Below are 25431 nucleotides of genomic sequence, written 5' to 3'. Positions count from 1 at the left end.
TATTGGCGACCACGAAAAATCTTTTGCTTCGAGAAGAACGACATGGAGAACGCATCGAAATCCGGCCCTTTGGGCAAGGGTGTCCGCCTATGCGGGACAATGTTGGCGAACCGAGTTCTGAAAGCTGTCGATGAGGCTTTGAGTAAGCGGGCCAACGCTCCATTGGGCTCCAATCGCTGGTCCCTTGAGTTCGACGACGGGTTGAATCTCGATCGAAGTGCCGACAACGAAGACTTCATCGGCCGCAGACAACTCCTCCAGCGAGACTTTTCGCTCCTCGAGTTCCAGGCCAGCCCTCTGCGCGAGAGCGAAGACATGGCGTTTGGTGATGCTGTCGAGAAAACAGTCTGCTGCCGGGGACACGAGCTTGCGACCTTCGACCAGTATGATGTTCGTCGCGGTCGTTTCGGCAACATCTCCATCGACGTCGAGCAGCAGGGCATCGTCGAAACCCGCGTCATTTGCGGCATGCCGCGCGAGCGTGCCGATCATGTAGAGGCCGGAACATTTGGAGGCCGTCGGCGCCGTGTCGGCACGCGGACGCCTCCAGGAGGAGAGCTGAAGGCGAATACCCGTCGTGCTCCTTCCCTCGGCGGCCGGCGTTGGCCAATCCCAGGCGGCAATCGCAACTTGGATAGTGGCGTTGCGGGCGGCCACCGTCACGCTCTCGCTGCCGCGCCAGGCAATGGGACGGATATAGGCATCCTTCAATTCGTTTGCCCAGAGAACGGCTTCACATGCTTTGACGAGCTCAAGGCTAGAATAGGGAAGCGTGTACCCGACGATCTCGGCAGAACGTTGCAAGCGGGAGAAATGCGCATTGGACAGGAAAATGCATCCGTCATAGGCCCGAATTCCTTCGAACACGGCCCCGCCGGCATGCAGCGAATGGGTCATGACATGGAGCCGGGCTTCGTTCCAGGGAACGAGTGCTCCATCAAGCCAGATCAGGCCATCGCGATCATCGAAAGCAAGCACGTCACTCATAGCAATTTGGCCCCTTTGAAAGACATCCCATTGTCACCCAACATCCGTGCCTGGCGAGTGAGCAATCCTCAGAGAGAGCTGAGAATTTGTTGTTCGGTAAGCAGTGCAGGAGGAGAACGGCGGCATCCGGCGAGGACGGGAAATACGAGAGCGAGCGCACCATGACCGAAACGATGCGATTGTCCGTGCCACTGAATGCCCTGCGCGCTTTCGAGGCCGCCGCACGCCACATGTCGATCAAGGATGCGGCCGAAGAAATCGGCGTCACGCCCTCCGCTGTCAGTCATCAACTCAGGATCCTCGAGGATCTGCTCGGGGTAGAGTTGATGCGCCGCGTCGGACCGCGCCTTGAACTGACGGAGACCGGACGACTGTTGTCTCCGGATCTCACCGTCGGCTTCACGCGGATCATTCAGGCCGTTGCGACCGTGAAGCAGGAGCGGAAGCTTGGTCCCTTGCGCCTGTCCATGCTGCCGACATTCGCGGTTCATTGGCTGTCGCCACGGATGGCGTCCTATCCATTTGCGCGGTCCGGCTTCGAACTTTTGATCTCCACGACCCAAACCGCCGTCGATCTTGGCGCCGGCGTTGCAGATGCTGCTGTGCGTCATGGTTCTGGGCAATGGCCTGGTGTTCTCTCCGAGCGCCTGTTCGACGAAAATGTAACGTTGCTCGGCCGTCCGGATGACTGGCAAACGAATGACGAAATCGATATTCGCCAAGCCATCTCGCAAACCAACCTGTTTCTGTCCCAGCATCGGCGCGAGGACTTCCAGCGTTGGAACGAAACGCTCCCGGGCGGTCCGACCCGCCCTGCGGCAGTCACAATCGTCGACTCTTCGGGCCTTGGCCTCAAGGCCGCGATCGACGGCGCAGGTATAACCTTTGCGGGCATCGAAATTGCCGCATGCGACATAGCCGCCCAAAGGCTCAGCCCGATCATGCCGCACCAAATACCGGCAAACGCAGGCTATTACCTCTGCTATCCGCCGGCCCTTGAGCGCGACCGCCGCATCAGGAATGTCAGGACCTGGATGCTGGCAGAGGCCGCAAAGACATGCCTGCCTGCGGAGCGAGAGAAACGATAGTGGCACCGCCCCCTATGACATGCCTGGGCCATTTCGTGCGCAAGACGATGGCCACGGGCACCACCCGCCACATGGAGGTCGTCCGGCTGTCCGGCGCGTCCGATTCAAATTGCTTCCGGCAGATCGAAGAAAACGGCGAATGCCGACAGTTTACCGTCCAAAATAACCGGCCATGCTTGCTTTCGCGAGCATGTGGCTATTGATCATGTAGCTGGCCATTGCGCCAGAAGAAGTAACTGCCAATGGCAGCGTGCTGACATCAAGCGCGTACACCGCAACCACGTAACGATGCGGCTGAGCACCAACTGGCGGGCATGGGCCACGATACCCGGAGACGCCAAAGTCGGTGTTTGTCGAGAGCGCTTCTCTGGGTTGGGATCGCTCCGCCAAGCTGGTGACATCTGCGGGGATGTTTACAAGAATCCAGTGCCACCAACCGCTATCTGTAGGCGCGTCCGGGTCGAACATTGTGACAGCGAAACTCTTCGTTTCTGGCGGAGCATCACTCCATTGCAAAGCAGGAGAAATATTCTGCCCTTCGCAACCCAGACTGTTAAGCGCATGGCGCAGAGGTATTGTTCCTCCATTCTCGAAGGACGAGCTCGTCATTTCCATAGCAAGCGTGGATGTCGGCAACAGAGCGGCCGCGAAGAGAAGTGTCCGCACCCAAATCGCAGGTATGGCAAAAAGCGCATTTGCCTTGTTCTGACCCCGCTTCATTCTTCCCCCTCCCAATATCCGACAGCAGCATTTTTCTTCACGGTGAGTTCCAGGCTTCGGGCTGCCTTTTCACCCCCTGGCGCGGAGCCCGCGAAAACCGCCACCTTGCCACTATCGGGATATTCCAGGACATCGGGCTCATTCATTGTGCTGACCGCTAGGTAACGCAGCGGTTCGGAGCCTGCTGCCCGCAGTTGATGCGCTGTTGCAACGCCACCGGCGGGGCAAACGACGACATCACCAGCGCTCACGTCATGTTCTTCCTCGCCATATCGCAGCACACCGGCCCCCGCCAGAATGACAAAGAGCTCGTCATTTGCGTGGTGGCAATGGAAGGGCCAAGCCTTTTTGCCCGGGGGTATTTCAACATAGCGAGCGCCAAGCCGCTTAGCGCCAAACGGTGCCGCAACGGCAGCCATGTGCGCTTCATAAGCTCCACCATGCGATTGTGTCTGAAGCGGCAGTTCTCGGAGGCTAACGATAGGATGCATCGACTTTCCCTGGCTCATTTCAAGCTTTTCGCCAAATGAGCCTGCAATCGATAACGAAAACAAATGAGCGCTTCTCACGCCATATGGAGGGATGCTCATTCGACAATCTCCATCCGGGCGAAGAAAAAACGGATACCTGAAAGTAACAATCGAGAGGCGTCAGCGTGATCAACCACGGACGCGGAACAGACATTGCTGGTGTCCGGGAGATGCCGAACAAAGCATTGTCGGTGCGCCTTGAAACAGACGATGGCCGGTTTCTCGGCGGGTTTCTATGGCGACACGGCGGTGTTGCGGCCGCGCGCCCGATCGTGATCATCAGCGCCGCGACGTCTGTAAGGTGCCGCTATTATTCGCGCTTCGCTGACTACCTGTTTCTCAACGGATTCGACGTGCTCACCTTCGATTACCGGGGGATAGGCGAGTCCCGGCCGAAATCCTTACGCGGATTGCGTGCCGACTGGGTGGATTGGGGCGCGCACGACCTGGAGGCAGCGCTCGCATACGCTGAACGCACTTTTCCGGGGCAGGAAATCCATGTCGTCGGTCATTCGATCGGCGGCTTTGCCATTGGGCTTGCGCCGTCAAACCGACGGATCGGACGCATTCTCACCGTTGGATCCCAATTCGCCTATTGGCGGGATTACGACGAGGCCGAACGCCGACGCATGTATATCAAGTGGCACATCGTCATGCCGCTGCTGACACGAATGTTCGGCTACTTTCCGGCCAAACGGCTTGGCTGGATGGAGGACACGCCCGCAGGCGTGGTCCGGGACTGGAGCCGAATGATGGCCCGGTTCGAGCACACCGTGCGGCAAGATCTTTTCATCGGTGGGGAGCGGGAATCTGTCATCCTCCAAAGACGCTTCACCAGGGTGACGGCGCCTATACTCGCAATTGGCCTTGAAGACGATCCGCACGGCACCCCGGCAGCCCTCAACCGGCTGCTGGCCTATTTCACGTCCAGCCACCGGCGTCATTGGCGCATTGCCCCAGCCGACATTGGCGTATCGTCTATCGGACACTTCGCCTTTTTCCATGACCGGTTCAGGGACAGCCTGTGGCCACTCGCGCTTGGCTGGCTGCGCACGGGCGAGATCCCGACCAACGCGCCCGGCCTTCTGCTCGATGAAGCAACTCCAAAGGCAACGACATGACGATAACGATCAAGGCCGCAAGCCACGCAGACAGAAGCGGCTGGGAAAAACTCTGGGCAGAAAACTGCGCGCATTTCGGCACCGGGGACATGAAGGAAGCGGTCGTCGCCGGACTGTGGCAGCGCGTTCTCGATCCCTCCTCACCGATGAATGCATGGCTCGCGTTTCAGGCTGGAGAACCTGTGGGGCTGGCGCACACAATTCTCCATCCCCACACATTCTCGCTCCGCCTCGTCTGCTATCTCGAAGACCTTTGGGTTTCCCCCCGGCACAGGGGCCGGGGCATTGCAGCGAGGCTCATCGAACATCTGAAGGTTCTGGGCGGACAGGAGGGCTGGCGGCGTCTCTACTGGGAAACGGCCGAGGATAACGCGGCCGCCCGGCACGTGTATGACCGCGTGGCGACGCGCAGGCCGATGGCAACCTACCAGATCGAGCTGGTTAACTGAGGGCTGCAAATGGCGAGAAGCAACCAGACGACCCATGCCACCGCCATATTTGATCTGAGCCTTGCGCTGGAGGCTTATAGCGCCAGACGCTTCCAGGAGGCCGAAAGAATCTGCCGCAACATCTGCGCGCAAGACCCGCCGCCAATCGAAGCGATGCACCTTCTCGGACTGATCGAAATGGCGCAAGGCAGGCTGGAGGCAGCAATCGAAACGCTGACGGTTGTAACGGAATGTCAACCTGATGATGCGACGGCCTGGAACAATCTTGGCATTGCGCTGCGGAAGCACGGCAGACTGCTGGAAGCGATCGCCGCCTTCGAAAACGCTGTCGCTTACCGCCCGACCTACCCGGACGCTCTTTACAACCTGGCCGTCGCTTTGACCGATACCGGTAAAAGAGGCTCGGCAATCGAACCCTTGCACCGGTGCCTGTCGCATGCGCCCGGCCATGCTGGTGCCCGCTTCCTGCTCGGGGATCTGCTGGCCGATGCCGGCAATCATGAAGAGGCTACCGCCCATCTGGAGCGATATCTGCGCGAAAATCCGGGCGATGTCGATGGCGCCCGGATGCGTCTGGCGCAAATGAACAGAGGGCCGGTCCCCTCAAGGGCTTCCACAGCACAGCTCGACCAACTCTATTCATCCAAGGCGCACAACTGGGATCGGGCGGACGGTTATCTGGCACATCGCCACGTCGGCGACGCGATCGCCAGGCTGTTGCCTGGACACGGCAACAGGATCCTCGACATAGGATGCGGAACCGGACTGGTCGGTGGCCTGCTGCGAGATCGGGCAGCGCAATTGGTGGGCATTGATCTGTCCGAGGCGATGCTGTCAGTCGCAAGACAAAAATCGCTTTACGACACGCTGATCCGCGACGATCTGGCGTCGTTCCTCTCCGTCACCGCGCTTCGGTTTGATGCGGTCGCGGCTGCAGCCGTCCTGATCCATTTCGGAGATCTGGCCACAATCTTCTCAAGCGTTGCCAATATTCTGGAACCTGGTGGGCTGTTTGTCTTCACCGTCTATCCAAATGACAAAGGAGACCCCCGCGGCTTTGGTCCCTGCATCAACCCGGAACTCGCCAAGTCGGGCTGTTTTTCCCACCACAAGGAATATATCAAATCAGTCGCCCAGCGCTCGGGGTTCGAGCTGCTTGAATTTGCCAAAGTCGCGCACGAATTTAGATACAGTCATACTGAAATAGGACTGCTGGTTGCATTGAGACTGACGGCTTCCTCCTGACGCTGTCTGAGGATGGATTGGCGTAGGGATGCGCAGCTTTCTATAAGCCTCTTACAAGCAATACGCTGCCCGAAGATGCCGCAAGCCTGTCGATGGCGATGGCTTCGTATTCTGGGGATGTCCGCCAGGCGTGGAAAGCGCTGGCATCAGGAAATGCGAGAAGGATCACCTTATGGCATTCGCATGATCCTTCGATCATTTCTGGGTGTTCATCCGCCGCAAGCAAACGCCCTTGATATGGGCCGAGCGTCTCAAGGAACTTCGCTGCGTAGCGGTCATAGCGTACGCGATCGTGGATGGTAATTTGGGCGACTGCGTAAACCATCATAAAGCCTTGTTCCAATTCAGTGGATCGGAGAGATAGCGGTCTCCGGATGTACTCGGGCTGGATGAGAGCAGGAATATAAGATCGGAAACGTCGTCGTTTCTGACCCAGTGCGGCTGCCCGGCCGGTATATGCATTCCTTGACCCGGACTGATGAGCGTGACGCCGATAGGGGTGCGGATCGTCATTTGCCCATCCAGCACATAAAAGAATTGATGCGCCTCACGATGGACGTGGGGCTCTTCAGCCGTCGTCGTCGGCATTGTTTCCTGCCTCACCTGAAGGCGCTCGATGTCAAGCAGGCGCCAGCCCGAACACCCGTTTCCCCAACGATAGAAATTCTCGCTTGAAGGTTCGACGGGTCTCATTGCGACGGCTCCGAAATATCCGCGCCATAAAAGGCCTCGCCATAAACTTGCTGTCCATTGTCAAACCGCATGAGTTCGCATGCTCGAAGTGTTTTTCCGCCGGCATGCGACACGTAGTGGACCAGAACGGCTTGTGCTTTCTCGTCACAGGCGATGGATTCAAGTTTGAATTTCAGGTCAGGAACGGCGGCGAGGGCTTTTGTCCAATAGTCATAAAGTGCATCTCGGCCTCGCACCGTTGGGTCCCCGGTCACGGTTGCCGCCCGCGGGCTAACGAATACCACCGACTTGGAAAATGGTGCGATCACCGCATCGACGTCGTGGCGGTTCCATGCTTCGATCCATGTCGTTGCATGATTTTCGAGCTCTTTGCGTGAAAGAAAATTCATAGCCAAAACAATCCTGCTGTTAGTGCCGCGAGCGCGGACATGCTGCGATTTATGAGAAGAAGTTTCGATGGATCGTGAAGCACTTGTCGCAGTCCAGCCCCGAAGGCCGCCCACACTGCCAAGCATGGAATGCTGACTACGGTGAAAATCGCTGAGGCAAAGACAAGCTGTATCAGATAGCCATTATCTGGAGAAATAAAGGCTGCGATGACGGTCACCGCAATCAGCCAGGCTTTGGGGTTTACGAACTGGAATGCGGCAGCCTGGAAAAAGGAAACCGGCTTTGCCAAAGAGGCATCGGGCATCTCGGCGGCACGCCAGAGTTTGTAAGCAAGCCAGAGCAGGTAAGCCGTGCCGATAATTTTCAAAAAAATCTGGATGCGGGGCTCAAATGCAAAGACAGCCCCAAGGCCAGCTCCGACCGACATCAATTGTACGGCAACACCAAAAGGAATCCCAAGGATGTGTGGCCATGTTCGTGCCAATCCAAAGACGAGACCCGACGTGGTGAGCATCAGGTTGTTCGGCCCCGGCGTGATCGTCATCACGAAAGCATAAAGTGCAAGGCCGGTAAGTGTTGTGGTTTCCATCCAGAGATCCGTTTGCAGGCCATCTCGACACTGAAAAATGGCCATATATACCTGTCATTGAATGGAGAGAGGCGCTGCTGAGAATTCATCATGCAAAGATGAGCCTTTCTCTCTCGCTTGCCGACCAACCAAATGCACGATGTCGGGAACACAATGAATTTCCGGTGCTTTCAAGGATCAGATGGACCCATGCCATTGGCTATAGCTGCACGATTGGACGATCACCTTTCCAAGACAATAGACCGGTTAAGGTACGATCTCCTCGTTCGGGCTCCGAACGCAGAAAAGCAGTTAGACTATCCGCCACACATCACTTTGGCGGTGATAGAGGATGGTGCGCGCGTTGATCCCATAGTTCAACAACTCGCTGCAAAATGCCGAAATATTGGCCGGCTCAAAATAAAAACGAGTCACTTCGGAATATTTTCAGGGACCCCATCCTATGTTTTTCTGGCACCTGTCGTAACTCAATCGCTCCTTGCCCTTCATGAAAATATTGTCGAGGCCGCTCAAGGGCAAGAAATACATGAACATCATTTGGTCGGTAATTGGGTACCCCACATCACGGTCGCAACGCTCAAAGGAAAGCCCGAAAAGGCTTTGGAAGCGGCGATGCGCAATTTCGACCATCACGGCGGTCATCTTACGGCGATCGAGCTTGTCCGGTTTCCACCAGTCGACATTCCCGCAAGTTTCCCTCTCCAGTAGAGCTTGCGACGACGATGGTGAACTGAAAGAACCTGAGTTTTTCTCAACATCCTGTCAGAGCTTTTCACTCCAGTGTGCCGCTACCTCCCGGTAGTTTTGGCATCCAGGGTCATTGCTCCGGAGGTGTCATGGAAAGGGTTATTGGCGGTGCCGTAGATGCGAGCGTTGAACAACGGGTCCGTGACAGCTTTGCTCGCCAAGGGCTGATGCACCATTTGGGCGCAACACTGTCCGAAATTCGCCAGGGACTGGTATCTGTCCAGATGCCTTTCCGACCGGAGCTTTCGCAGCAGCACGGTTATTTCCACGCAGGAGGAACTTCCGCGATCGGGGATTCTGCCGGCGGCTATGCCGCTTTCACGCTTTTCCCGGAGTTCAGCTCGGTTCTCACCGTGGAATTCAAGATCAATCTGCTGAACCCCGCTTTAGGCGATAAACTCGAAGCGCTAGGCAAAGTGATCAAGGCCGGAAAGACGCTCACAATCTGTCAACTGGAAGTATTTGCCGACTCTGCTGATGGCCGAACGCTTGTGGCAATCGGTCAGCAAACGCTCATTTGCATGATGGAGCGCCGGGATTCGCCATCGCCCGGCAACCCCAGATAGCTGGTTGCAATGTGTGTAGACGCCGGGGGTGAAAGGAACGAGTTGTGTGTGAGGGACCCTCTCGCTCCCTCCTTGACTCAGATGCCGAAGGGACTTGCCACGCAAAAGTGGAGAGGCCTTCTGCCCTTATGCAGCCATTCGTTCGAACTGAACTGGGCTCATGTCGTCGAGCGATGAATACCGCTGGTCGGTATCGCAGAACCCTTCGACATATCGGGCAATAGCGGTTCCAGCATCACGCCTTGTGTGGAATACGGCCCCCCAGATCAGTTCGGACTTCAATGTCTTGAAGAATGTCTCCGGGCCGGACAAGCAAACAGATGGCGGACAGAGAGGGATTCGAACCCTCGAGACGGTTCCCCGCCTACACGCGTTCCAGGCGTGCGCCTTCAACCACTCGGCCACCTGCCCTTGCCAGTTGCGTCAGCGATGTTCGGCTGGCGCGGGACGCTGGTTGAAACGTCCGGACGGGCGGATATATACCGATCATGACAAAAGGATCAACCGGTTTTTCCGTGTTTTTTGCAAGAGTTTGCGGAAAGTTTGGGATGTTCTGATTTTACTGCGGAGGAACGCGGATTTGTGCTGTGGATCACGCAGAAAACAGAAGCCCGGCGCAAACGTCCGGGCCTCCGAGGTTTATTTGTGTGCGTCCTGGACGCCCTAAGACCGCAATTCCTTGCGCAGTATCTTGCCCACGTTGGATTTGGGCAGGCTGTCGCGGAATTCCACATATTTCGGGCGCTTGTAGTTGGTCAGCCCCTTGGCGCAATAGGCTTTCACATCGGCCTCGGTGATTGCCTCATCGCTCTTGACCACGAAAAGTTTGACCGTTTCGCCCGAATGCTCGTCTGGAACGCCAATCGCCGCGCATTCCAGAACCCCCGGCATGGTCACGGCATATTCCTCGATTTCGTTCGGGAAAACATTGAAGCCGGACACCAGGATCATGTCCTTCTTGCGGTCGACGATCTTGATATAGCCTGTTTCCAGCATCACACCGATATCGCCGCTGCGGAAAAAGCCATCTTCACTGATGGCCTTTGCGGTTTCCTCCGGTCGGTTCCAGTAGCCGACCATCACCTGAGGTCCGCGAATGCAGATTTCGCCAGGCTCGCCGACGGGCAGTGTATTGCCGTCCTCATCGCGGATTTCGACCTCGGTGGAGGGAAGGGGAAGGCCGACAGTGCCGGTAAAGGCGTCCCCGTCGGTGCGGTTGGAGGTTGCCACGGGTGAGGTTTCGGAAAGGCCGTAACCCTCAGATACCCAGCAGCCAGTCACCGATTCCCAGCGCTCGGCAACAGCCTTCTGCATGGCCATGCCGCCACCAAGGGTCAGCATCAGGCCGGAAAAGTCCAGCTTCTTGAAGTCGTCATTGGTGGCAAGCGCATTGAAGAGCGTGTTGAGCCCAGGGAAGACATTGAAGCGGAAAGGCTTGATCTCTTTCACGAAGGCGGGGATGTCGCGCGGGTTCGCAATCAGAATGTTCAATCCGCCAAGTTCCACCGCATGGAACATGTTCACCGTCAGCGCAAAGATGTGGTAAAGCGGCAGAGCGCAAACCAACACAACCTGCTCGTCTTTCAGGCCGTGCTTCTTTGCTCCTGGTTTGAACCAGACATCAATCTGGGCGATATTGGACAGAAGGTTGGCGTGGGAAAGGGTTGCACCCTTGGAAACGCCGGTCGTTCCGCCCGTATATTGCAGGAACGCAATATCCTCCAAGCCGACCTCGACAGGTTTCAGCGTCTTGCCCTCGGCAATGACCTCTTTGAAGCGGAAGGCACCGTTGAGCGACCAGTCAGGCACAAGTTTTTTCACCTTGCGCACGACAAAATTCACGATATGGCCCTTCAGACCAAGGAGATCGCCCATGCTGGCTACAACGGCAATCCGCACCGATGTCTTGGACACCACCTGCTGCAACGTGGTCGCGAAATTTTCCAGAATGAAAATTGCCGTTGCACCGGAATCGTTCAGCTGGTGTTCCAGCTCGCGCGGGGTGTAAAGCGGGTTGACGTTGACCACGGTCATGCCGGCACGAAGAATGCCGGTGACCACTGCCGGGTACTGCAGAATATTCGGCAGCATAACGGCCACGCGGTCACCTTTTTTGAGCCCCTGCGACTGCAGCCAGCCGCCCACATTGGCTGACACGCGGTCCAACTCGGCAAAGGTCATCGCCTTGCCCATGCTGGAATAGGCTGTCTTGCCGCCATGTTTCGCGCAGTTGCGTTCCAGAAAGTCCTTCAACGAACTGTATTGAAGCGACGGGATGAATTCGGGCATCTCAGCGGGATAACTGTCCAGCCAGAGCTTCCGGGTTGCTGTGTTTTCGATTTGGGTCACTGCTTCTGTCATTGCCTCCCCGCAACGCTTGTGCTTCTGCCGGTTCAGCCTTCTCGCTGTATGCGGCTTTTCGGCAGTGAGGATATCTGATTGGCGCAATTGTTCAAGATTAAACAAGCTCGAAAGCGAAGCCCAAAGGGCCACCATTCGCAGCGTATAGCGTTTTTGTGCGTTGAAAGCGGAGTAACCGAGAGGGATGTGGCCTGAGGGCCTTGCCGATGCCGAAGCTGAGAGAAATCGGCGGCTGGAAATTTGTTCCGGCGGGTTCGTTGCGAAAGGGAGGGTGCGGTCCTGTCCTTTCGAATAGGAGCCCGCCGGAACAAGGCTCTTCTATGCAGCCAAACTTGAGCGAAACTAGCCGCCATGGAACCCTCTGATCTATTTCAAGCCATTACCCCATGATTGCGAACCGGATGACGGCAGCAACGGTGCCGGTTACCGCCACACCGCCCACCCAAAGCAGAACAAACCAGAGGAGCTTTGACCTCATCCGAGCCATCTAGTGGTAACCTTCCGATGCACGCACCTTTCCGCGGAAGACCCAATACGCATAAGCCGTGTAGATCAGAATGATGGGAATGAGCACCACGGCACCCGCGAGCAGGAAGGAAAGACTGTCATCCGGGGCTGCTGCGTCCCATATCGTCAGCGAATGCGGCACCATATAGGGATAGAACGAAATCCCGATGCCGACATATCCGAGCACGAAGAGACCAAGGGCGGAAAAGAACAGTTTGGGGCCGTCGCATCGCTTGTAGCCGGTATAACCAAGCCAGATGAAGCAAAGCACGCCAAGCGGCACAATGAGGCTGAAGATGACGGTTGGCCATCCGAACCATCGCTCCATATATTCGGGGTGTTTGAAGGGTGACCAGAGGCTGAAAATACCCATGGCGACAACGGTGGCAAGGCCGCTGTTGCGCGCAATTCTGAGCGCCTTTGACTGCAATGCGCCCTCGGTTTTCCAGACCAGCCAGCCCGCGCCCAAAAACACATAGCCTGCGGCAACTGCAATGCCGGTCATAAAGGAAAAGGGCGTGGCCCAGTCCCACCATCCGCCGGCATAGGCGCGTCCTTCGACGGGAATCCCTTGCACGAGCGTACCCAATACGATGCCTTGGGAGAGTGCTGCGACAAGAGAGCCCGCCGCGAAAGCCAGGTTCCAGAACCACTGTCCACGGTGCGTGCGCCATCGATATTCAAAGGCGACACCGCGAAAGACGAGCCCGAGCAGCATGGCGATAATGGGCGCATAAAGTGCCGGCAATATAACGGCATAGGCCAACGGAAAGGCGGCCAGAAGCCCGCCGCCGCCGAGCACCAGCCATGTTTCGTTTCCGTCCCAAACGGGCGCCACGGAGTTCATCATCACATCCTTGTCTTCCTTCTTTCTGAAGAAGGGGAAAAGAATGCCGATGCCAAGATCGAAACCGTCGAGCACCACATAGGCCATGACGGCAAACGCGATGAGACCGGCCCAGATGAATGGTAGGTCGATAGTCATGCTGCACCTCCTTTCGGCGTGCCCGTCAGTCCGGTGGCCGTCCGTATGGGCGCATCTGCAATTTCGTCATCCGTCTCGCGCGGCAGCTTGTCCATCAGCCGGAAGATGTAAAACACGCCAGCAGAGAAGACGGTGAAATAGACGATAATGAAGGCCGTCAGAGAGGCCGAAACCGCCGGTGCTGCCACAGGGGAGAGCGATTGCGAGGTCTCGAGCAGCCCATAGATCGTGTAGGGCTGCCTGCCCACTTCGGTGGTAACCCAGCCGGCAAGCACGGCGATAAAACCGCTCGGTCCCATCACCACCGCCGCCCTGAGCAGCCAAGGGCTGTCATAAAGCTGCTTTCGCCAGCGCGCGTAGAGGCTCCACAATCCCAGCCCCAGTATCGCAAAGCCGATTGCGACCATCACCCGGAAAGACCAGAAAACGATCGCCACGGGCGGCTGTTTGTCGCGCGGCACCGTATCGAGGCCCTGAAGCGGAGCATTCAGATCGTGTTTGAGAATCAGGCTCGACAGTTTCGGAATTTCCAGCGCGTAGTCCACGGTCTGTTCGTCCTGGTCCGGCAATCCGAATAAAATCAGCGGCGCGCCGTCTGGATGGCTCTCAAAATGCCCTTCCATGGCCATCACCTTCACCGGTTGGTGCTCCAGCGTGTTCAGGCCATGCTGGTCACCGGCCAAAATCTGGATAGGCGCAACAAGAGCTGCCATCCACATTGCCATGGAAAACATCTTCGATGCCCGCCGTGGTGCTGTCTTTCTCAAAAGGTGCCAGGCGCCGACCGCGCCCACCACCAGGGATGTGGTGAGATAGGCGGCCAGCACCATGTGCACGAGCCGATACGGGAATGACGGGTTGAAAATCGCCGCCCACCAGTCGGTCGGCACGAATTGTCCCTGATCGTTGATCCCATAGCCCGCCGGCGTCTGCATCCACGAATTCACCGAAAGAATCCAGAACGCTGAAAACAACGTACCGACCGCCACCATCAGGGTTGCCAGAAAGTGCAGCTTCGGTCCAACGCGCTTCAGGCCGAACAGCATGACGCCCAGGAAACCGGCCTCCAGGAAAAACGCGCTCAAGACTTCGTAGCCCATGAGCGGCCCGATGATGGGTCCAGCCTTGTCGGAAAAGACGCTCCAGTTCGTCCCAAACTCGTAAGACATCACGATGCCTGAGACGACACCCATACCAAATGCGACAGCAAAAATGGCTTTCCAGAAATTGAAAAGCTCCAGATAGACCTCATCTTTTGTCTTGAGCCAGAGACCTTCCAGAACGGCCAGATAGCTGGCCAGTCCGATCGAGAAGGCGGGGAAAATGATATGGAAGGACACAGTGAAGGCGAATTGCGCTCTCGCGAGGTGTTCTGCCGAAAACGAATCGAACATGCCCGAGCTCCTTTCAAATCGTAGCGTCGGATGGATCATCAAGGGCCGAGCGGAAACTGAGGCAGAAACGACCGATAAATGCTGGTCGCCGGACAGAATGTGGGACTATGCACCCAGCCTAGCTGCCCTTTCCTGCACATGTTTCCGGTAAGCCAGAGAACTTGTGAAGTATGATAGCTGCGTGTTTACGATAATCAAATGACGGACTGCGGCGGCAAATTAGCGCGCCATCTGGTAAAGCATCGTGGCGCGGTTACCCGAAGCGCAATAGCCCAGCACCTTTCCTTTCGCGTTTGCCATAATGGATTTCATTTGCTTGACATGCTCGGGCGGAAGCCCACCACCGACCGGCAGATAATAGGCTTCAATACCGCCCGCCTTTGCTGCAGCTTCGATCTCGGAAAAGCGCGGCTGGCCAAATCCTTCGCCATCGGGCCTGGTGCAGACAACCGTGGTAAACCCGTTTCGCACCAAAATCTCGATATTTTCTGGCTTGATCTGCCCGGCCACGAAATAATTCGTGTCGACTTGACGTACTGACATGCGAGGACCTTTCTTCATGAAAGCTTGAAATATCCGGCCAAGCAGGCCGGATTTTGCAGAATCGCTATTTTCAGAGACCATTGATGGGCACTTTCAAAGCCGGCTTGCCGGCTGAATCGGTCGGAAGATGGCCGGCTCGCATGTTCACCTGCAGCGAAGGAATGATGAGTTTCGGCACATCGAGCGTCGCATCGCGCTTTTCGCGCATGGCCACGAACTCGTCTTCGGTAATGCCATCCTTCAGATGGATATTGTGCTCGCGCTCTTCGCCAACGGTCGTTTCCCACCGAACCTCGCGTTTGCCGTCGGATCCGTAGTCGTGGCACATGAAAAGCCGCGTCTCTTTTGGAAGCTGGAGAACACGCTTTGAGGATTGATAAAGCGTGCGCGCGTCTCCGCCTGGAAAATCTGCACGGGCCGAGCCGCTGTCCGGCATGAAAAGCGTATCTCCCACAAAGGCGGCATTGCCGATAACATGGGTCATGCAGGCAGGCGTGTGACCGGGCGTATGCATCGCATATGCGGTCATGTTGCCGATCTTGTAGCTGTCGCCATCCGCAAAAAGCTTGTCGAATTGCGAGCCGTCGCGTTGAAATTCGGTGCCTTCGTTGAAGAACTTGCCAAACGTGTCCTGCACGATGGTAATATTCTCACCAATCCCCAGCTTGCCGCCGAGCTTTTCCTGAATATAGGGGGCAGCGGAAAGGTGGTCGGCATGCACATGGGTCTCGATAATCCACTCGAGCTCCCAACCTTTTTCCTTGATTGTACGAATAATCTCATCAGCGCCATCATAGGTAATGCGCCCGGCCGGATAATTGATATCCATCACGGAATCGACCACCGCACAGGCCTTGGACGATGGATCGTGCACGACATAGGAAATGGTGTTGGTCGGCTGGTCGAAAAACGCGATGACTTCGGGCTCCAGCGTCATGTCTGGCTGAAAGGGCAGGGGGTTTATCATCATTTTGTCCTTTCTCGATCTAGAGGCGGCTTGAGCTGCGTTACGCAAACATATATAATAAAATATATGTATTTCAAGGCGCACGCGCAGATATTTTGAAAACCGTCATTCGCGCGCCAAATGACTTTACCATGCTGGCGCTTACAGGTTGAGTATGCGATTGAACCTTATATCCATAGGATAGCGGAAATTGGGTAATCGATATTGAAGGAATGATTATGGCAGTTCTGGTCACCGGCGGCGCTGGTTATATCGGCAGCCACACGGCGTGGGCGCTTCTTGATGCTGGGGACGAGGTTGTGATCGTCGACCGCTTGTCCACCGGTCATCTCTGGTCTGTTCCTCCCGAAGCCAGATTTTATGAAGGCGATATTGGCGACAGCGAGTTGATCGGCCGCATCCTCGGTGAAAACAGCGTGGATTCGATCATTCATTTCGCCGGATCCATCGTCGTGCCGGAGTCGGTCTCAGACCCGCTCTCCTACTATGAGAACAACACGGTTAAATCCCGTTCGTTGATGGCGTCTGCCATAAACGCGGGGGTTCCCAATTTCGTGTTTTCGTCCACAGCGGCCGTCTATGGCACGCCGGTGAGTATTGAACCTGTCGACGAAACAGCCCCTCTCAATCCCGAATCGCCCTACGGCAGCTCGAAATACATGACCGAAGTCATGCTGCGTGATAGCGCAGCCGCCTATGAAGGCTTCAATTACACCGCACTTCGGTATTTCAATGTGGCCGGCGCCGACCCCCAGGGTCGCACGGGCCAGTCGAGCAGAAACGCAACGCATCTGATCAAGGTTGCTGTGCAGGTTGCGACAGGAAAACGCGAAGGCATGTCGGTCTTCGGTACCGATTATCCAACCCCGGATGGAACCTGCATCCGAGACTATATTCATGTAACGGATCTGGCGAATGCGCATGTGCTTGCCGTGCAGAGAATGCGCAATGGCGGCGGTTCATTGGTTGCCAATTGTGGCTATGGCCGCGGCTTCTCCGTTCTCGAAGTTCTTGAAACAGTGGAGAAGGTCGCCGGCAAGAACCTGAACGTCACCTATGCCCCCCGCCGTGCCGGCGACGCCGTTTCGATTGTTGCCAATCCGGCCCGCGCCAGGAAAGAGCTTTCCTGGGTACCGGAACATGACGACCTGGAGGAAATCGTCGCAACCGCCCTCACATGGGAAGAGCGGCTGAGCAAGCATAACCAGGCTTGAATCACCGTTTCGACGCCTCTGCATTTATCAGCTTCACGAAAATTTGCTTTTCGGAAAGGGAGCGAACATTGATATCGCCCCCCTCAAACGTTACTTAAGCAAAAGCAGATTGAAAGGCGTGTTGGTTGCGGCGAGGCTGACATGTTCGGTGGACTGGATGCGTGTGCTGTTTAGATTTTTGAGTGCCATGATGCTCTCATTCGCCGTTGTTGCCGGTGTGATCGATACGATTCAGTCGTTTGCGTCGTCGGATGTCATCTTGACGCCTGCTTTGGCTGTTTGGATCTCCGTAAATCCGAATTCGTTCAATGCGGCTGAAAGCACAGTAGAAGGTCTCGATCCAGCCGGGCGTGCTGCTGAGGTGTTCAACTGGACGCTGGCCCAGCCTGCATTCGCGGTGTTTCTCGCTGTTGCGCTGCTGCTATGGATGATCGGCTATCAAAGAGTGAAACCGGCGGGTCGTTTTGCCGCCTGAACAGGAGGCTCGAGGATTATGTTTCTCACAGATATCTTTTCAAAAAAGACAGTCATGCCGGATGCCGAGACAGCATTGCCGGGGCGTTCGGCGCCGATAGAAACCGCTGAGCACCATTTCGTGAACGGCCACCCTCTCAAAGGGCCCTATCCGGAAAACTGCGAAACCGTCTATTTCGGCTTGGGCTGCTTCTGGGGCGCAGAGCGTCACTTCTGGCAATTGCCCGGCGTGTGGGTAACGGCAGCCGGTTATGCGGGCGGCATCACACCCAATCCCACCTATCAGGAAACGGTGACAGGTCTGACGGGCCATACCGAAGTGGTCAAAGTTGTGTTTGACCCGTCGGTGATTTCCTTTGAAACGCTCCTGAAGTCGTTTTTCGAAACGCATGATCCCACGCAGGGTATGCGTCAGGGCAACGATATCGGCACCACATACCGTTCGGCAATTTACGTGGAGCGGCAGGACTGGCTTGAAGAGGCAAAAGCTGCAGCCAGGCGCTTTGAGGCTGCGCTGAAATCAGCTGGGCACAATGCGCCCGTAACAACCGAAATCGCGATGGCTGGGCCGTTCTACTATGCGGAAGATTATCACCAGCAATATCTGGCGAAAAACCCGCAGGGCTATTGCGGTCTGCGGGGAACGGGTGTTTCTTGCCCAACGGTTTAAGGGCAGTTTCTTGCGCCTTGAAAAGACATAAAGTCTTTGTCTTCCACACATAGCCGGAAAATCTTTTACCAGATGAGAAATTTTTGGTGAATTTTGTTTCGCGCCGTGCAAGGATGTTTTTCGGCTTGGGCCTTTGAGGGGACCAACAGCTCTCCTGAGGCGCATTTCCGGAGGGGAAATGCGTTAAACTGAAAAAACGAAAACAGGGCTTTTGAAAAATGAAGAAAACCATCCTGACGCTTCTTGCATCGGCGGCCATGTCTGCATCGGCTTTCGCTGCCGACGTTGCTCCTGCTATCATCTACGATCTTGGCGGCAAGTTCGATAAATCGTTCAACGAAGCTGCCTATAACGGTGCAGAACAGTTCAAGAAAGAAACGGGCATCGAATATTCCGAGTTCGAAATCTCCAACGATGCGCAGCGCGAACAGGCACTTCGCCGTTTTGCCGGAGAAGGCAAGGATCCGATCGTTATGGCCGGCTTCTCCTGGGCTGCCGCACTTGAAAAGGTCGCTGCGGAATACCCCGATACCGATTTTGCAATCATCGACATGGTGGTCGACAAGCCGAATGTTCGCTCCGTTGTCTTCAAGGAACAGGAAGGCTCCTACCTCGTCGGCGTTATGGCTGCGATTGCGTCCAAGACCGGCAAGACCGGCTTCGTTGGCGGTATGGATATCCCGCTCATCCACAAGTTCGCCTGCGGCTATATCGGCGGCGTAAAGTCGGTTAACGCCGATAACACCGTGTTCGAAGCCTATACCGGCTCTGATCCGTCCGCATGGAACGATCCGGTCAAGGGTGGCGAAATCGCCAAGTCCCAGATCGATCAGGGTGCGGATGTTGTCTATCATGCTGCTGGCGGCACCGGCGTTGGTGTTCTCCAGGCCGCAGCCGATGCCGGCGCACTTGGCATCGGCGTGGACTCCAACCAGAATGGCCTTCAGCCTGGTCACGTCCTGACCTCCATGCTCAAGCGCGTTGACGTTGCGGTTTACAATGCCATGAACGACGCCAAGAACGACAAGTTCTCCTACGGCTTCAACGCCCTTGGCCTTGCAGAAGATGGTGTTGGCTACGCCATGGACGACAACAACAAGGATTTGGTAACCCCCGAGATGCTGGAAGCTGTCGAAAAGGCAAAGGCCGACATCATTTCCGGTGCTGTGGAAGTTCACGACTACATGTCGGATGAGTCCTGCCCCTACTAAGGCATAATTGGGAGAGCCCGTCGGCGAGGTCGACGGGCTCTTTGTCCTGAAAGCCGGACACGCTGGCGACGGACGGGGAACGAAACCTTTAGTAATGGGGTGGTTTGGTAATCGGCGGGGCTTCCTGCAGGCCTTCTTCAACCGCGAGAAAGCGTGTTGTCAGCGCATCGAGTTTAGCCGTCAACCTGTCGATCAGCTTCCAGTGTTCGGCAATCTGTCCGGAAAGCTCTTCGATTGTCCGCTCCTGAAATGCAACTTGCATTTCAAGCTGTTCAATTCTCTCCCGTTGGTGTTCTGTATTGTCCATTGGTTTTCTCCGCTTTCGCCGGATCATGTCCTGTGAGTGGCCCTGCAAATCTGAGATGGCGTATCATGAGCGATATTGCAATTGAGTTGAAAGGCATCGATAAAAGTTTCGGTCCCGTCCACGCAAACAAGAACATCAATCTGAAGGTCCGCAAGGGCTCCATCCACGGGATTATTGGTGAAAACGGTGCGGGCAAATCCACCCTGATGTCGATCCTTTATGGATTTTATCAGGCGGATCGGGGCGAGATTTTTGTCGATGGCAAGAAGATCACTATTCGCGACCCCAACGCCGCCATCGCAGCCGGCATCGGCATGGTTCACCAGCACTTCATGCTCGTTGAAAATTTCACCGTGCTTGAAAACGTCATGCTGGGAGCCGAAGGTGCAGCCGTTCTGAACCGCGGCATCGTGAATGCCAGAGCCGAGTTGAAGCGGCTCGAAGAAGAATACGAGATGGAGGTCAACCCGGACGCCATCATTGAAGAATTGCCAGTGGGTCTTCAGCAGCGTGTGGAAATCCTCAAGGCATTCTACCGCAAGGCCGACATCCTGATCCTCGACGAGCCGACGGGCGTCTTGACGCCTGCCGAGGCAGATCACCTTTTCCGCATCCTGGCCCAGCTCCGCGATGAGGGAAAAACAGTCATCCTGATCACCCACAAGCTGCGCGAAATCATGGCCATCACCGATGAGGTTTCGGTCATGCGCCGCGGCGAAATGGTCGCCTCCCGCAAAACCTCGGAAACGAATGTGGAGGAACTGGCCGAGCTGATGGTGGGCCGCCGGGTCCTTCTCAATGTTGAAAAAGGTGTTGCCCTTCCCAAGGAAGTCCGCCTTTCGGTGAAGGATCTCACCGTCAAGGACAGCCGTGGCGTCACCATGGTCGAAAACGTCTCCTTTGAAGTTCGCGCCGGCGAAATCGTCGGCATTGCCGGTGTGGCCGGCAATGGCCAGTCCGAATTGCTGGAAGCAATCGCCGGTATGCGCAGCGCCGTGCAGGGCGAAGTGATGCTGAATGGCAAGTCGACCGACGTAACCGGCCCCGGCGATCCGGCAGACCTGCGCGCCCGCAAGCTCGGCCATGTGTCGGAAGACCGCCATCACACAGGCCTTGTTCTGCAGTTTGAGGAGGCTGAAAATGCCATCCTCGGATACCATGGCAGCCCGGAATATCTCAGAGGCGGCCTCTATAATATGAACGCCATCCGCGAGGCGGCGACCGTTGAAATCGAAAAATACGATATCCGTCCGCCGAACCCGCGCTTGAAAACGGCCAACTTCTCCGGCGGCAATCAGCAGAAGATTGTCTTGGCCCGTGAGATGGAACGCGATCCCGATGTGCTGATCATCGGTCAGCCTACACGCGGCGTGGATGTGGGGGCCATCGAGTTCATCCATAAGCGCATCATCGAAATGCGCGATCAGGGCAAGGCGGTTCTTCTTGTGTCGGTCGAGCTTGATGAAATCCGCTCTCTGTCCGACCGCATCCTGGTGATGTTCGACGGGCGAATTGTCGGCGAGCGTACGCCGGATACGTCGGAAAGCGAAATTGGTCTGCTCATGGCTGGAATTGAAGGAAAGATGGAGGCAGCCGAATGAGCGCGCCCTTTGCAAAACTCCCGGCCTGGGCTGAATACGGGCTGATCCCGCTCATCAACCTCATCGTGGCCTTTCTCGTTGCCGGATTGGTGGTTCTCTTTGTCGGCGAAAGTCCCATTCAAGCCGCATATCTGATGGTCAAGGGTGCCTTCGGCTCCGGCGAGGGCGTAGGCTTCACCCTTTATTACGCCACCTACTTCATTTTCACCGGCCTTGCCGTGGCCGTTGCCTTTCATGCCGGTCTCTTCAACATCGGTGGTGAAGGCCAGGCCTACATTGCCGGCGTCGGCGTGGCCTTGGTCTGTTTGCAGTATGATACGACGCTTCCCTGGTATCTGGTTTTTGTTCTTGCTGTTGCGGCATCTGTCGCTTTCGGCGCCTTGTGGGCGCTGATCCCCGCCTGGCTTCAGGCCAAACGCGGCAGCCACATCGTGATCACCACGATCATGTTCAACTACATTGCCAGCATTTCCATGGTTTACCTTTTGACGCGGGTTCTCAAACCCCTGGGCTCCATGGCACCGCAGACACGGACATTCGAGGCAGGCGGACAGTTGCCGCGCTTGGACTGGCTTCTCGCGCTCTTCGGGCTGGATGTCGGCTATGCGCCCTTCAACATCACTTTCCTTCTCTCGCTGGCCGTCGCCTTTGGCATCTGGTTGCTGCTGTGGCGCTCCAAGCTCGGTTACGAAATCCGCACATTGGGCCATTCGCCGTCGGCCGCACGCTATGCCGGCATCAACCAGGCCAAGATCATTATCGTCACCATGCTGATTTCAGGCGGTCTGGCGGGCCTTACCGCGCTCAACCCCATCATGGGCGATCAATATCGCTTGCAGCTCGACTTCGTAAATGGCGCGGGTTTCGTTGGTATCGCGGTGGCGCTGATGGGACGCTCGCATCCGGCTGGCATTATTCCTGCGGCCATTCTCTTCGGCGTGCTTTATCAGGGGGGTGCCGAAATTTCCTTTGAAATGCCCAACATCTCTCGCGACATGATCGTGGTCATTCAAGGTCTGGTCATCCTCTTTGCAGGCGCGCTCGAACACATGTTTCGGCCCACGGTCATCCGGCTCTACCAGCGAATGGTGGCTGGTTCGGGCAAACCCGCAACTGCAACAGGAGAATGATCATGGAATATTTCGATACCGTCATCGTTGTTCTCCAGTCGACCGTTCGGCTCTCCGTGCCGCTGATCCTGACCGCACTTGCAGGCCTTTATGCTGAGCGCTCCGGGGTCGTCGATATCGGCCTTGAAGGCAAGCTGCTGGCGGCCGCCTTTGCCGGTGCGAGCGCGGCTGCCGTGCTTGGCAATGCCTGGCTCGGCGCTGCTGTTGCCGTCATGGCCTCCATGGCGCTGGCTGCCGTCCACGGATACGCATCCATCACCCAGCGCGGCGACCAGATTGTTTCCGGTACGGCCCTCAACTTCATTGCAGCCGGTGCCACCGTCATTCTCGGACAGGCCTGGTTCCGCCAGGGTGGACGAACCCCGGCGCTGATCGGCGATGCCCGCTTTGGCACCTGGGAACTGCCGTTTGCTGATGCCGTGAAGGATGTTCCCATCCTCGGCGGCATCTATTCCAACCTGCTCTCCGGACATTATCTCCTGACCTATATCGCTTTCATCATGGTGCCCGTCAGCTGGTGGATCTTGTTCCGCACGCGCTTTGGCCTGCGTCTGCGCGCCGTTGGCGAAAATCCGGGCGCTGTTGATACTGCGGGCATCTCCGTGGTGCGGCTTCGCTATTCGGCAGTCCTCATCGGCGGTATCTTGTGCGGTCTTGCAGGTGCCTATCTGTCGATTGCCATGAATGCAGGCTTCGTCAAAGGCATGAGCGCCGGCAAAGGCTTCATCGCACTCGCCGCCCTTGTGTTTGCCAAATGGAAGCCGCGCAACATTCTCTTTGCCTGCCTGCTCTTCGGTTTCCTGGATGCGCTTTCCATCCGCATGCAGGGTGTCGCGCTGCCATTGGTTGGCAAAGTGCCGGTGCAGGTCTATCAGGCGCTACCCTATGTGCTGACTGTTATCCTGCTGGCCGGTTTCATCGGCAAGGCCATCCCGCCAAAGGCTTCCGGTCGCCCCTATGTGAAGGAGCGCTGATATGGCTGAAGACCTTTATCTGGCTGCAAAAGCAGCCATGGCAAAATGCCATGCGCCCTATTCGAAGTTTCCCGTTGGCGCTGCCATCCGCGCCGACGATGGGAAGATCTATGCCGGCGCAAATATCGAAAACCTGTCCTTCCCGGAAGGTTGGTGCGCCGAAACCACCGCCATCAGCCACATGGTTATGGCAGGCGGCAGGAAGATCGTCGAAATCGCCGTGATTGCTGAAAAGCTTGCGCTTTGCCCGCCTTGCGGAGGCTGCCGCCAGCGCATCCGTGAATTTGCCGATCAGGGCACGAAGATCTACCTTTGCGATGATGTCGGCGTGGGCAAGACCATGACCATGGATGAGCTTTTGCCGCACAGCTTTCAGACGGATGTAATTGGATGAACGAAGCAATCGATCTCCTCGTGGAAAAGCTGGATGGGCTCGTTCCGCGTTACGGTATCGTGCTCGGCTCCGGCCTCGGCAGCCTGGTCGACGCCGTCGATGTGACCTTGCGCATTTCCTATTCCAAGATCCCCGGCTTTCCGGTCAGCGCCGTCACCGGCCATGCGGGCGAACTTGTGGCTGGGCGCTTGAACGGCGTGCCGATCATCATGCTGTCGGGTCGCATCCATTATTATGAAAAGGCCGACCCGCAAGCCATGCGCGGGCCGCTGGAGGTGCTCAAAGGGCTTGGGGTGCAGCGCCTCATATTGACCAACTCCGCGGGCTCCCTGCGCGAAGACATGCCGCCGGGATCGGTGATGCGTCTTTCCGACCACATCAATTTTTCCGGGCTCAATCCGCTCATCGGCGAGGAAAGCGACGGTCGCTTCGTCGGCCTCACGAACGCTTACGACTCAGAGCTGGCCGCACAGATGAAGGCAGCGGCAGAAAAAACCGGCACGCCCTTGAGCGAGGGCGTATACATGTGGTTTTCTGGGCCGAGCTTTGAAACGCCCGCTGAAATTCGCATGGCACGGATCATGGGCGCGGATGCGGTGGGCATGTCCACCGTGCCGGAGGTTATTCTGGGCCGCTTTCTGGGGCTGCGCGTCATCGCCGCCTCAGTGATCACCAATTTCGGTGCTGGAATGACCGGTGGCGAGTTGAGCCATCAGGAAACCAAGGACATGGCGCCCATCGGTGGTGCGCGCCTTGCAACAATACTCAAAGAAATGATCGCCTCTGGAGCGGTATAATGACGGAAACATCCAAGACAATCGCGGCCAAGGCGCTTTCGCTCCTTGACCTGACGAACCTCAATGATGACTGCACGCCTGATGCCATCGACACGCTTTGCGCGGCAGCGCAATCCCCGCATGGCAACACTGCAGCCATCTGCATCTGGCCGCGTTTTGTTGCGCAAGCGCGGAAAGTCCTCGGCACCGGCCATCCGGTGAAGATAGCAACCGTGGTCAATTTCCCCTCTGGCGACATGCCCCTAGACACTGTGATTGCCGAAACCAAGCAGGCTGTTGCCGATGGTGCCGACGAGATCGACCTGGTGATCCCTTACACCGCCTTCATGGCAGGCGACGAGGCAGCGGTGCGCGAAATGGTCGAAATGATCAAGGCGCAGTGCACCGCGCCGGTGCGCCTGAAAACCATTCTGGAAACCGGCGTACTGGAAGACCCGGCGCTCATCCGTCGCGCCTCTGAAATCGCGTTGGAAGCGGGTGCCGATTTCATCAAGACCTCAACCGGCAAAGTGGCCGTCAACGCCACGCCTGAAGCAGCCCGCATCATGCTGGAAGCCATCCGCGATTGCGGTCGACCTGCCGCCTTCAAGCCGGCCGGTGGCGTTCGCACCGTCGCCGATGCCGGAATTTATCTCGGTCTTGCCGATGAGATCATGGGCGAAGGCTGGGCAACGCCGCAAACCTTCCGCTTCGGCGCATCCGGCCTGCTGTCGGACATTCTTGCGGTTCTGGACGGCAAGCAGGGCGCTTCGAGCACCGCGGCTTATTGAGAGGCTC

Annotated in this window: 30 protein-coding genes and 1 tRNA gene; 16 read left to right on the top strand and 15 right to left on the bottom strand. The window is 56.8% G+C overall.

Translation table 11 applies throughout. The features are described 5' to 3' along the window. Positions 1–87: 87 nt before the first annotated feature. Complete coding sequence (locus tag NHF56_RS13905) at positions 88–987, bottom strand: branched-chain amino acid transaminase (protein WP_252805514.1); 900 nt, start codon at positions 985–987, stop codon at positions 88–90. A 161-nt stretch (positions 988–1148) separates the two neighbouring features. On the opposite strand from NHF56_RS13905, the gene NHF56_RS13900 reads away from it, so the two are divergent. Then, positions 1149–2075, top strand: a complete 927-nt coding sequence (locus tag NHF56_RS13900) for a LysR substrate-binding domain-containing protein (RefSeq protein WP_252805512.1) — start codon at positions 1149–1151, stop codon at positions 2073–2075. Between the two features lie 150 nt (positions 2076–2225). Here NHF56_RS13900 and NHF56_RS13895 read toward each other — a convergent pair whose 3' ends face one another. Both NHF56_RS13895 and NHF56_RS13890 read right to left on the bottom strand, forming a co-directional pair. Next, positions 2226–2795 (bottom strand): YbhB/YbcL family Raf kinase inhibitor-like protein, encoded by a 570-nt coding sequence (locus tag NHF56_RS13895; RefSeq protein WP_252805511.1) that lies wholly within the window; start codon positions 2793–2795, stop codon positions 2226–2228. Next, complete coding sequence (locus NHF56_RS13890) at positions 2792–3286, bottom strand: cupin domain-containing protein (RefSeq protein ID WP_252805509.1); 495 nt, start codon at positions 3284–3286, stop codon at positions 2792–2794. The genes NHF56_RS13895 and NHF56_RS13890 overlap by 4 nt, the downstream gene beginning before the upstream one ends. Before the next feature lie 209 nt (positions 3287–3495). Here NHF56_RS13890 and NHF56_RS13885 point away from each other — a divergent pair, with 209 nt between their 5' ends. The 3 genes from NHF56_RS13885 to NHF56_RS13875 are packed head-to-tail and all read left to right on the top strand — an operon-like array spanning position 3496 to position 6140. Next, entirely contained in the window at positions 3496–4446 is a 951-nt protein-coding gene (locus NHF56_RS13885) for an alpha/beta fold hydrolase (RefSeq protein ID WP_252805507.1), read from the top strand. Then, the gene (locus tag NHF56_RS13880) at positions 4443–4895 is read left to right on the top strand and encodes a GNAT family N-acetyltransferase (protein WP_252805505.1); all 453 of its coding nucleotides are present in this window, start codon (positions 4443–4445) and stop codon (positions 4893–4895) included. Before NHF56_RS13885 ends, NHF56_RS13880 begins: the two co-directional genes overlap by 4 nt. Positions 4896–4904: 9 nt before the next feature. After that, positions 4905–6140, top strand: a complete 1236-nt coding sequence (locus tag NHF56_RS13875) for a tetratricopeptide repeat protein (protein WP_252805503.1) — start codon at positions 4905–4907, stop codon at positions 6138–6140. Positions 6141–6180: 40 nt separating this feature from the next. On the opposite strand, the gene NHF56_RS13870 is transcribed toward NHF56_RS13875, so the two are convergent. Genes NHF56_RS13870 through NHF56_RS13855 form a run of 4 tightly spaced genes read right to left on the bottom strand, consistent with a single transcriptional unit; the run spans position 6181 to position 7812 of the window. Beyond that, the gene (locus NHF56_RS13870) at positions 6181–6468 is read right to left on the bottom strand and encodes a DUF1330 domain-containing protein (protein WP_252805501.1); all 288 of its coding nucleotides are present in this window, start codon (positions 6466–6468) and stop codon (positions 6181–6183) included. Beyond that, complete coding sequence (locus NHF56_RS13865; protein WP_252805499.1) at positions 6465–6833, bottom strand: cupin domain-containing protein; 369 nt, start codon at positions 6831–6833, stop codon at positions 6465–6467. The genes NHF56_RS13870 and NHF56_RS13865 overlap by 4 nt, the downstream gene beginning before the upstream one ends. Continuing rightward, positions 6830–7222 carry a nuclear transport factor 2 family protein gene (locus NHF56_RS13860; protein ID WP_252805497.1) on the bottom strand — a complete coding sequence of 131 codons (393 nt, stop codon included), beginning with the start codon at positions 7220–7222 and terminating at the stop codon, positions 6830–6832. Before NHF56_RS13860 ends, NHF56_RS13865 begins: the two co-directional genes overlap by 4 nt. Beyond that, a complete protein-coding gene (locus NHF56_RS13855; protein ID WP_252805495.1) occupies positions 7219–7812 on the bottom strand; it encodes a LysE family translocator in 594 nt (197 codons plus the stop codon). The genes NHF56_RS13860 and NHF56_RS13855 overlap by 4 nt, the downstream gene beginning before the upstream one ends. A 195-nt stretch (positions 7813–8007) precedes the next feature. Here NHF56_RS13855 and NHF56_RS13850 point away from each other — a divergent pair, with 195 nt between their 5' ends. Both NHF56_RS13850 and NHF56_RS13845 read left to right on the top strand, forming a co-directional pair. Continuing rightward, positions 8008–8520, top strand: a complete 513-nt coding sequence (locus NHF56_RS13850; RefSeq protein ID WP_252805493.1) for a 2'-5' RNA ligase family protein — start codon at positions 8008–8010, stop codon at positions 8518–8520. 128 nt (positions 8521–8648) lie between these two features. Beyond that, positions 8649–9125, top strand: a complete 477-nt coding sequence (locus NHF56_RS13845; protein WP_252805491.1) for a PaaI family thioesterase — start codon at positions 8649–8651, stop codon at positions 9123–9125. Positions 9126–9251: 126 nt separating this feature from the next. On the opposite strand, the gene NHF56_RS21040 is transcribed toward NHF56_RS13845, so the two are convergent. The 7 genes from NHF56_RS21040 to NHF56_RS13815 form a co-directional block, all read right to left on the bottom strand. Then, complete coding sequence (locus tag NHF56_RS21040; protein WP_373456308.1) at positions 9252–9437, bottom strand: IS3 family transposase; 186 nt, start codon at positions 9435–9437, stop codon at positions 9252–9254. A gap of 9 nt (positions 9438–9446) precedes the next feature. Beyond that, positions 9447–9536, bottom strand: a tRNA-Ser gene (locus NHF56_RS13840). 252 nt (positions 9537–9788) lie between these two features. Further along, a complete protein-coding gene (locus tag NHF56_RS13835; protein ID WP_252805489.1) occupies positions 9789–11486 on the bottom strand; it encodes a long-chain-fatty-acid--CoA ligase in 1698 nt (565 codons plus the stop codon). A 487-nt stretch (positions 11487–11973) separates the two neighbouring features. Then, complete coding sequence (cydB, locus tag NHF56_RS13830) at positions 11974–12978, bottom strand: cytochrome d ubiquinol oxidase subunit II (RefSeq protein WP_252805487.1); 1005 nt, start codon at positions 12976–12978, stop codon at positions 11974–11976. Then, positions 12975–14372 (bottom strand): cytochrome ubiquinol oxidase subunit I, encoded by a 1398-nt coding sequence (locus NHF56_RS13825; RefSeq protein ID WP_252805485.1) that lies wholly within the window; start codon positions 14370–14372, stop codon positions 12975–12977. Before NHF56_RS13825 ends, cydB begins: the two co-directional genes overlap by 4 nt. A 219-nt stretch (positions 14373–14591) precedes the next feature. Continuing rightward, a complete protein-coding gene (locus tag NHF56_RS13820; protein ID WP_252805483.1) occupies positions 14592–14915 on the bottom strand; it encodes a beta-lactamase hydrolase domain-containing protein in 324 nt (107 codons plus the stop codon). Positions 14916–14985: 70 nt separating this feature from the next. Continuing rightward, positions 14986–15882, bottom strand: coding sequence for an MBL fold metallo-hydrolase (locus NHF56_RS13815; protein WP_252805933.1), 897 nt, complete (start codon positions 15880–15882; stop codon positions 14986–14988). 218 nt (positions 15883–16100) lie between these two features. On the opposite strand from NHF56_RS13815, the gene galE reads away from it, so the two are divergent. The 4 genes from galE (at position 16101) to NHF56_RS13795 (ending at position 19451) form a co-directional block, all read left to right on the top strand. Further along, positions 16101–17096 carry a UDP-glucose 4-epimerase GalE gene (gene galE / locus NHF56_RS13810; RefSeq protein ID WP_252805481.1) on the top strand — a complete coding sequence of 332 codons (996 nt, stop codon included), beginning with the start codon at positions 16101–16103 and terminating at the stop codon, positions 17094–17096. A 43-nt stretch (positions 17097–17139) separates the two neighbouring features. Then, the gene (locus tag NHF56_RS13805) at positions 17140–17571 is read left to right on the top strand and encodes a hypothetical protein (protein WP_252805479.1); all 432 of its coding nucleotides are present in this window, start codon (positions 17140–17142) and stop codon (positions 17569–17571) included. Between the two features lie 18 nt (positions 17572–17589). After that, the gene (msrA, locus tag NHF56_RS13800; protein WP_252805477.1) at positions 17590–18240 is read left to right on the top strand and encodes a peptide-methionine (S)-S-oxide reductase MsrA; all 651 of its coding nucleotides are present in this window, start codon (positions 17590–17592) and stop codon (positions 18238–18240) included. 218 nt (positions 18241–18458) lie between these two features. Continuing rightward, positions 18459–19451: a BMP family protein gene (locus NHF56_RS13795; RefSeq protein ID WP_252805475.1), complete on the top strand. Its 993-nt coding sequence runs from the start codon at positions 18459–18461 to the stop codon at positions 19449–19451. 88 nt (positions 19452–19539) lie between these two features. Here NHF56_RS13795 and NHF56_RS13790 read toward each other — a convergent pair whose 3' ends face one another. Next, positions 19540–19758 carry a SlyX family protein gene (locus tag NHF56_RS13790; protein WP_252805473.1) on the bottom strand — a complete coding sequence of 73 codons (219 nt, stop codon included), beginning with the start codon at positions 19756–19758 and terminating at the stop codon, positions 19540–19542. A gap of 65 nt (positions 19759–19823) precedes the next feature. Between NHF56_RS13790 and NHF56_RS13785 the strand changes: the two genes are divergently transcribed. Genes NHF56_RS13785 through deoC form a run of 6 tightly spaced genes read left to right on the top strand, consistent with a single transcriptional unit; the run spans position 19824 to position 25424 of the window. After that, on the top strand, positions 19824–21359 hold the full coding sequence (locus tag NHF56_RS13785; RefSeq protein ID WP_252805471.1) for an ABC transporter ATP-binding protein: 1536 nt from the start codon (positions 19824–19826) through the stop codon (positions 21357–21359). Then, complete coding sequence (locus NHF56_RS13780) at positions 21356–22489, top strand: ABC transporter permease (RefSeq protein WP_252805469.1); 1134 nt, start codon at positions 21356–21358, stop codon at positions 22487–22489. Before NHF56_RS13785 ends, NHF56_RS13780 begins: the two co-directional genes overlap by 4 nt. Before the next feature lie 2 nt (positions 22490–22491). Continuing rightward, entirely contained in the window at positions 22492–23463 is a 972-nt protein-coding gene (locus NHF56_RS13775) for an ABC transporter permease (RefSeq protein ID WP_252805467.1), read from the top strand. A 1-nt stretch (position 23464) separates the two neighbouring features. Further along, positions 23465–23857 (top strand): cytidine deaminase, encoded by a 393-nt coding sequence (locus tag NHF56_RS13770; RefSeq protein WP_252805465.1) that lies wholly within the window; start codon positions 23465–23467, stop codon positions 23855–23857. Then, positions 23854–24654 carry a purine-nucleoside phosphorylase gene (locus tag NHF56_RS13765; protein ID WP_252805463.1) on the top strand — a complete coding sequence of 267 codons (801 nt, stop codon included), beginning with the start codon at positions 23854–23856 and terminating at the stop codon, positions 24652–24654. Before NHF56_RS13770 ends, NHF56_RS13765 begins: the two co-directional genes overlap by 4 nt. Then, complete coding sequence (deoC, locus tag NHF56_RS13760; protein ID WP_373456316.1) at positions 24651–25424, top strand: deoxyribose-phosphate aldolase; 774 nt, start codon at positions 24651–24653, stop codon at positions 25422–25424. Before NHF56_RS13765 ends, deoC begins: the two co-directional genes overlap by 4 nt. Positions 25425–25431: the final 7 nt, after the last annotated feature.

Origin of the sequence: Rhizobium sp. L1K21 (genome assembly GCF_024055895.1) — a bacterium.
GTDB lineage: Bacteria > Pseudomonadota > Alphaproteobacteria > Rhizobiales > Rhizobiaceae > Ensifer_A.
Note: the sequence above shows the minus strand (reverse complement) of the source record. Positions and strands in the feature narration are given on the sequence as shown.